Origin of the sequence: Mesorhizobium alhagi CCNWXJ12-2 (genome assembly GCF_000236565.1) — a bacterium.
Lineage (GTDB): Bacteria > Pseudomonadota > Alphaproteobacteria > Rhizobiales > Rhizobiaceae > Allomesorhizobium > Allomesorhizobium alhagi.
On sequence record NZ_AHAM01000247.1, the window covers coordinates 1 to 6,641 of the forward strand.

Genomic DNA, 6,641 nt, shown 5'->3' on the forward strand with positions numbered 1-6,641 from the left:
CGCTACGATGTCATCGTCACTCGTCACCTGGTCTGGACGCTGCTGGATCCGAAGACTGCGTTTGCCGAATGGTTCTCGCTGCTGAAGCCCGGCGGCAAGCTGCTGGTCATCGACGGCGATTTTGTCAGCCGCAACTGGGCGACGAGTTTGCGGGAACTTTGGGAGAAGGTCACAACCGGCAAGTCGCGGGTCGTGGACAATGACGGCGCTGTCATGGCCAAGCGCCATCTGAGCATTCTTGCCCGTGTCCATTTCTCGGGCGGCGCACGGGCGGAAGACATAGGTCGTTTGCTGACCGAAGCCGGGTTCGAGCAGCCCGTCGTCGACTGGAAACTGGGCGCGGTCCATCGCGCCCAGGCTCGACAGCTGAGTTGGCCCAAGGCTCTCGAACGTGCCACTCAACATCGCTTTGCAATCTGCGCTACGAAGCCGGAGTAAAGCTCCGCGCAGGCTTGATCTCGATTGCGTAGGAGGCACGGGGCGGGCAAAGTTTGACTTTAGTCAGACATTCCCAGATCAAATTTGCTCCCGGAAAGCGAGCCTTCACCGGAACCAGCGGATTTCCAATCCCGACCTTCCGGGCCCCATTTTCCTTCCAGAAACCGGACTTTGGGCCGAACCAGCGCTCGTGACCCCAAACACGACATTCCTAAACACGTTTCCTTCCCGAAAGCCTACATCCGGCCTATGCTTTGTTGGCGTTTGGCTCAGAAACTCAGTCCCGTCAATTCGGCGGCTGCATTAACAGCCACGTGGTCATCTTGCCCTTTCCCTTTACCTCGACAGGTTCGCGTTCCTCGAATTCGAACTCGTCCAGCACCCGACGGTAAGTCTCTGGAGCAACTTGAATTCGACCCGGAACGCCAGTCGACTCCATGCGCGACGCAACGTTCACGGTGTCACCCCAGACGTCGTAGAAGAATTTCTTCATACCAACGACTCCAGCGACAACCGGTCCGCTGGCAATGCCGATCCGGATGAAAACGTTACCCCCGTTTGGATAGTGCATGTGCTTCGCTTTATCAAGCATATCGATGCCCAGCCGCAAAAGTGCTGCGGCGTGATCCTGCCTTGCAACAGGCACCCCGCTGACCACCATGTAGTTGTCCCCGGTCGTCTTGATCTTCTCAAGCCCATGGCGCTCCACCAGATGGTCGAATGCCGTGAAGACCTCGTTCAAGAAGCTCACGAGATCGGGCGGTGATGTCTCTCCGGCGGCAGCCGTGAAGCCGGCCATGTCTGCAAAGAGGACTGAAGCCTCGTCGTGCCTGTCTGCAATCACCTTCTCTGTTCGCGATTTCAGCCGGTCGGCGACTGCTCCTGGAAGGATGTTGCGCAGCAGGGTCTCCGATCGTGCAAACTCAAACTCGGCAACAGCTTCGGCTTTTTCAGTTTCGCGGACGGCGTAGAACACGACCGCTACAATGATAGCGGTCGCCGCGCTCACCGACCCTATGAAGCCACCCAGCATGGCTGTTCCACTGAGCAAGCCACCGTCGTTTGGAGCAAAAATCTCCAAGAGAACAATAAAAACCAGAGCGACCACCGCTACTACGATCAGAGGGGCGACAGGCCGGATCCCCCACACCAGCACGGCGCCCGCCGCGTATCCTAGAAAGTGCAACTGAATACCCGCCTCTCGCTGCCACCTGAAGCATAGTACTCCCAGCGACCAAGAAGGAGTAGTCTCAGTCGGTCGTAACTGGAGAGCACGTTAATGAAGCGCCTGCGTATACTTGGTGCCGTTGGCGGCCTCGGCTTGCTTGCGGCCGCCCTTTTGGTCGCCGCTGGTCCGTCAAAGGTTCCCGAGGATGTGATCCAATCCTCGGTGACACGCGCGCCGGAACTCATGGAGCGCGCCTGGGCGCTTCCAGTTGCCGCGATGTTTCGGTCGAACATTTCCTGGCAATCGAACGGATCACTGTGCGGCCCGGCCAGCCTTGCCAACGTGTTCCGTTCGATGGGCGAAGAGGAGAGCACAGAAAGTGAAGTTCTGGAAGGAACCGGGATGTGCTGGACGGGCTTCTGCATCATGGGTCTCACGCTGGACGAACTTGCAACTGTCGCCCGCAAGCACACGGAACGTCAGGTCTCACTACTGCGCGACATCACCGCGGATGAGTTCCTGGAGCACATGAAACGCAGCAACGATCCGGGCCGCCGCTATGTCATCAATTTCACGCGAGAGAAGATATTCGGCTCTGGCGTGGGCCACCATTCGCCCATTGGAGGGTATTTGGAAGCTCAAGACCTCGTGCTCGTGCTCGACGTCAATGAAGACTACAAACCGTGGCTGGTTGAGCGTGAGCGCCTGTTTGCCGCCATGGACACGTTCGATGGGGACAATAAACGGGGACTACTCCTGATCGAGTGATAGCGCCACCAATCTACGCAGGTGCTTCGTCCCGGCACAATGACCAAAGCGCTTCCTCGGACTCTCTTTGCGCCCTCCGCAATGTCAGGAGCTGGCGCCATCGAGCCGGCAGGGGCATCGGATCGGATTAATACCGTGATGGAGCGTTCCACGTCTCAACCAGGTGGAAGCTTCCCGTTCGGCCGCGATACAGCAATGAGCCAGCATCGCCAGTTTCCCGACCTACACGTAGTGACCGACGGGGCTGATCTCAGCCAGTCCAAATAGGCCTGCTCGCCACGGCTGACGCCGTGGTGAGGCGAGGTGAGAGCAGCATGGAGCGATCAATCAATTCGATCTCAAGTGGCAACCGCGGTGTCGTCGCTATGAGATCGGTTGTTCGCGCACAGGCGGCCTTGGCCCGACACCAAACTGTCCGCCTATGCTTTCAGCGCCCTTATGATGAGCGACGGCATGTCGAACTCGACGGTCCCGCCATTGATCACGAAGGGCCTGAGCGTTGTCTCCGGTTCTTTCAGAAGCCGATCGAACTGTTCGGTGAGTAGGCCGCCTAGCGTCCACACGCAGGCGTGCTCGGTGGATAAGAGGGCATCGATGGGGTTGAAGCGCACCTTTCCGTTGCGCTGCCCGACCTCGGCATCCTCGATGCCCGCCAGGCGGCAGATTTCAAGCAGCTGCCCCGCATGCCTGCTCCCATTTCAGTCATTTCGAGGCGTCTAAATCCGGCGGGTCACCCAAGAAATGCCCGTAAGCGCGCTACGTCCTCGGGTTTTCTCCAATGGAGATCGTGGCCGTGCCCAGGAAGGGAAAACAGCTCCGCGCCAGCTATACCACCCTTCAGGTGCCCCCGATGCTCGGCGGTCGCAATCATGTCCTCCTCGCCACGCAGGTGTCGTTGCCGAAATATTCTGCAGCAGCGGAGACGGATCGTAGGGAGTTGCTCTTAAGTAGATCGATCGCCAGATCCGTCCGGCACCGCAGCACTTTCGCGCCGCGCATAGGCAAGGAAGTTCTCGTCGATGGGCGCGGCACCGGAGCAAAGCCAGCCGCGGCGCTCGCGTAGCGCAACGGATGTCGAGATCAGAATGGTTTGACCGACACTCTGCGGCCAGCGCTGCGCGGGCGCCTGGGCAAGCCGCCCTCCAAGCGAATGACCGACCAGATGCGCTGGCGCAGCTGTCAGGAACGCCGACACCTGGCCTGCTCGCCGGTCTGTCGCTATGGCCTCCGCATTCGCGAGCCGCTCACATGGGTGGCGCTCCGACGCAAACTCACGTCAAAATCTCTGAGCTAGGACAAGCGGAAATTCGTAGCCAATGTCCCGCTGCCGCGCACGCCCGCACGATATCGCAAGCATCCACGACAGAGCGCCCGCTGTTGTGTGATCTCCGTCTTCAGTCTAGCATCCGAGTGCCAAAGATATTGAACCGTTCGAGTGGAAAACGCCACCGATGCAGATCGGCAAAGCACGCGCGGCTACCACTGAAATCTGCGCCGCGACGGCAGACGCCGTAGGAGTGCGCGGAAGAGATCTCTGCGGCGATCTCATGGGGCGGCTGAGCTTCACTGAGTATTTCTATCTGCTTTTGACTGGGCGCCAGCCGACCGAGGACCAGCGCTACTTCCTTGATCTACTGCTTGTTGCGATCGCCGAGCACGGCATGATGCCCACAGTCCAGGCTGCGCGGATGACGCTCGCCGCCGATCCGAATGCGCTGCAGGGCGCGCTTGCCGCCGGCATTCTTGGCTGCGGGCCGGTGCTGCTCGGCACTTCCGAGCTCTGTGGCGCGCTGCTGGCCAAGGCCCGGAAGCGGGTGGCCGAAGGCGAGGACGCCGACAGGGTTGTCCTGGAGTTGGCTCGCGAAATCCGCGAGTCCGGCGGCAAGGCTCCAGGATTCGGCCACCCCGTGCACCGGCCGCTCGACCCGCGCGCCGAACGCATCCTGGAACTTGCCGACCAACGCGGCGTCAGCGGCCCGCATGTCGACCTGGCGCGGCGCATGCGCGAAGCGGTGGCGCAGGTCTGGGGAAAGCCGCTGGTCATGAACGTCTCGATGCCGATCGCCGCAGTCCTGCTCGATCTCGACTTCCCGCCCGCGATGATCAAGGCGATCCCGCTGCTTGCCCGAACCGGCGGCATCCTCGCGCATCTCGCCGAAGAGCAGCAGAACCCCATCGGCTTTGTGCTGGCCGGCCATGCTGAAGCAGCCGTTTCCTTACGGCGCCAAGGGCGGGACTGAGCCATGTTCGATCCTGAGGTGGAGACCCGCCCTTGGCGCGATCAGGCAAGGCAGGACGACGCCAAATACCGCCGGCAGGTCGGATATCTTCTCGCCCGCTCGGCTTTCTACCAGAACAAGCTGAAGCAGGCCGGCTTCACCACCGCCGATGTGATCGGCGGTTTGGAGTCGATCGAAAGGCTGCCTTTAACCGAGAAGGACGAGATCAGGGCGTCGTGCAGCACCGACCATCCGATCGGCACGCATCTTGCGGTGCCGAGGGAAGAAATCGTGCGCATCTTTTCCACCAGCGGCACGACCGGCACGCCCAGCTTCATTCCCCTGACGGCGCAGGATCTCGACAACTGGGTCGTGACGTCGGCCCGGAGCTATTCGGCCTCTGGCATCCGCCCGGGTGAAGCGATCGTCTCGACCTACAACGCCGGGCCTTTTGTGGCGGGCGCGGCGCTCGGCGCGTTCGACAGGATAGGAATGACCCACATTCCGGTCGGCACGGGAAATACGGAGCGGCTGATGGCCGCGATCCGCCTCCTAAAGCCGGCAGCGGTGGTGATGACGCCGTCCTATGCGGCCCATCTCGCGGAGTGGGCGGAGGAGCGGGGCTTCGACCTCAGGGGCTCCAGCGTGAAGCGCGTGCTGGTCGCCGGCGAGCCCGGCGGCGGCGAGCCGGCCCTGCGGGCGCTTCTCGAACAGGCATGGGGCGCCAAAGTAACGGAGGCCATGGGCATCGGCGACATCGGCGTTTCGCTATGGGGCGAGTGCGAGGAGCAATGCGGCATGCATCTTGGCGGCCGTGGCTTTGTCCACTCCGAACTGATCGATTCCGAAACCGGCGCATCCATCGCCATGGAGGACGGCGCGAGCGGCGAGCTCGTCCTGACCCATCTCAACCATCAGGCGGCGCCGCTGCTGCGATTCCGCACCCGCGACCATGTCCAGATCTGGACCTCTCTCTGCCGGTGCGGGCGCACCGCGCCACGGATCCGCTGCGTCGGCCGGACCGACGACATGCTTCTCCTGCGCGGCGTCAACGTCTTTCCCTCGGCCATTCGCGAAGTCGTCAACCGGTTCATGCCCGATGTGAGCGGCGTAATCCTGGTCAAGCCGCAGGATCCGGGCGTGCGGCAGGAACCGCCTTTGCCGGTGGTGGTCGAACTGGCAAAGGATTATGCTGGCGGCCCGGAACTTGCCGCCCGGATCCAGAAGCGCATCCGCGACGTACTCGTCTTTGCGGCGCGGGTCGATCTGGCGCCATGGGGCACGCTTCAGCGCAGTGAATACAAGTCGAAGCTGGTACAGCGCTGACGGCGCCGGCTCGTGGGAGGAGGAAGTCCAAATGCGGAAGCTTCAATCGCAGGGAGTTCATCACATAACATTGGTCGGGGCCGACAGACAGACCTCGATCGATTTCTGGGAAGGGGTGCTCGGCATGCCCTTCATCTTCGAGCAGCCCAATCTCGACCGCGCCTCCGAAAGCCATCTCTATTTCGATCCCGGCGACGGACGGCTGATCACGGTGTTCACCAACGACGACCGCAAGCCCGATCCTACACGGACTTCGACTGATGTCGGCTGCGTTCACCACATCGCATTCTCGGTTTCTCGCGTTTCGTTCCTGCAAGCGGTGGAACGGCTCGACGAGCGCAAGATCAAGCACAGCGGCGTCAAGGACCGCGGCTTCATGGATTCCATCTATTTCGAGGATCCGCTCGGCCTTCTGGTCGAACTTGCCTCGTATCGGTTCGAGCCGCCGCACGGCTTCACCCACGCCGACGTCCTGATGGAAGCGCACAAGATCAGGTTGAAGAGGAACGAATACGCCATCGCCGAAATCCATCTCGCCGACGCGATAGAGGCGCTGACGGCGCGCTCCCGGCCGACGCTGTCACCGGATCGCGAACCCAAGAACCCGTATTGAACCACCAAGGGAGGAGTTGAAATGTCCGAGATCAAGCTCAACGTGATCAAGCCCAGCGTCAACAATCTGACGGTCCGGGTTTTCCTTCGCGCCGCGGGGCTGGAGTTCA

The 6,641-nt window shown here is 61.4% G+C and carries 8 protein-coding genes; 6 read left to right on the forward strand and 2 right to left on the reverse strand.

Annotation, left to right across the window (positions count from 1 at the left end):
- The coding region (locus MAXJ12_RS37835) for a methyltransferase domain-containing protein (RefSeq protein ID WP_008839127.1) at window positions 1–438 on the forward strand (438 nt) is incomplete at its 5' end.
- 286 nt (window positions 439–724) lie between these two features.
- Here MAXJ12_RS37835 and MAXJ12_RS26285 read toward each other — a convergent pair.
- Window positions 725–1,669: an adenylate/guanylate cyclase domain-containing protein gene (locus MAXJ12_RS26285; protein WP_139044052.1), complete on the reverse strand. Its 945-nt coding sequence runs from the start codon at window positions 1,667–1,669 to the stop codon at window positions 725–727.
- A 48-nt stretch (window positions 1,670–1,717) separates the two neighbouring features.
- Between MAXJ12_RS26285 and MAXJ12_RS26290 the strand changes: the two genes are divergently transcribed.
- Window positions 1,718–2,374: a phytochelatin synthase family protein gene (locus MAXJ12_RS26290; RefSeq protein ID WP_008839129.1), complete on the forward strand. Its 657-nt coding sequence runs from the start codon at window positions 1,718–1,720 to the stop codon at window positions 2,372–2,374.
- 419 nt (window positions 2,375–2,793) lie between these two features.
- Here the strand turns inward: MAXJ12_RS26290 and MAXJ12_RS26295 are convergent, their stop codons facing one another.
- Window positions 2,794–2,985 (reverse strand): hypothetical protein, encoded by a 192-nt coding sequence (locus MAXJ12_RS26295; RefSeq protein ID WP_008839130.1) that lies wholly within the window; start codon window positions 2,983–2,985, stop codon window positions 2,794–2,796.
- Between the two features lie 167 nt (window positions 2,986–3,152).
- On the opposite strand from MAXJ12_RS26295, the gene MAXJ12_RS37840 reads away from it, so the two are divergent.
- The 4 genes from MAXJ12_RS37840 to MAXJ12_RS26315 all read left to right on the forward strand — a co-directional run bounded on the left by MAXJ12_RS37840 (window position 3,153) and on the right by MAXJ12_RS26315 (window position 6,532).
- The gene (locus MAXJ12_RS37840; RefSeq protein WP_157999668.1) at window positions 3,153–3,437 is read left to right on the forward strand and encodes a hypothetical protein; all 285 of its coding nucleotides are present in this window, start codon (window positions 3,153–3,155) and stop codon (window positions 3,435–3,437) included.
- A 388-nt stretch (window positions 3,438–3,825) separates the two neighbouring features.
- Window positions 3,826–4,614, forward strand: a complete 789-nt coding sequence (locus MAXJ12_RS26305; protein ID WP_008839132.1) for a citryl-CoA lyase — start codon at window positions 3,826–3,828, stop codon at window positions 4,612–4,614.
- 3 nt (window positions 4,615–4,617) lie between these two features.
- Window positions 4,618–5,919 (forward strand): phenylacetate--CoA ligase family protein, encoded by a 1,302-nt coding sequence (locus MAXJ12_RS26310; RefSeq protein ID WP_008839133.1) that lies wholly within the window; start codon window positions 4,618–4,620, stop codon window positions 5,917–5,919.
- 31 nt (window positions 5,920–5,950) lie between these two features.
- On the forward strand, window positions 5,951–6,532 hold the full coding sequence (locus tag MAXJ12_RS26315; RefSeq protein ID WP_008839134.1) for a VOC family protein: 582 nt from the start codon (window positions 5,951–5,953) through the stop codon (window positions 6,530–6,532).
- Window positions 6,533–6,641: the final 109 nt, after the last annotated feature.

What these genes read in the sequence shown, in the direction of transcription:
- MAXJ12_RS26290 (WP_008839129.1), top strand. Translation starts at nt 1,718, where the DNA reads ATGAAGCGCCTGCGTATACTTGGTGCCGTTGGCGGCCTCGGCTTGCTT.
- MAXJ12_RS37840 (WP_157999668.1), top strand. Translation starts at nt 3,153, where the DNA reads ATGGAGATCGTGGCCGTGCCCAGGAAGGGAAAACAGCTCCGCGCCAGC.
- MAXJ12_RS26305 (WP_008839132.1), top strand. Translation starts at nt 3,826, where the DNA reads ATGCAGATCGGCAAAGCACGCGCGGCTACCACTGAAATCTGCGCCGCG.
- MAXJ12_RS26310 (WP_008839133.1), top strand. Translation starts at nt 4,618, where the DNA reads ATGTTCGATCCTGAGGTGGAGACCCGCCCTTGGCGCGATCAGGCAAGG.
- MAXJ12_RS26315 (WP_008839134.1), top strand. Translation starts at nt 5,951, where the DNA reads ATGCGGAAGCTTCAATCGCAGGGAGTTCATCACATAACATTGGTCGGG.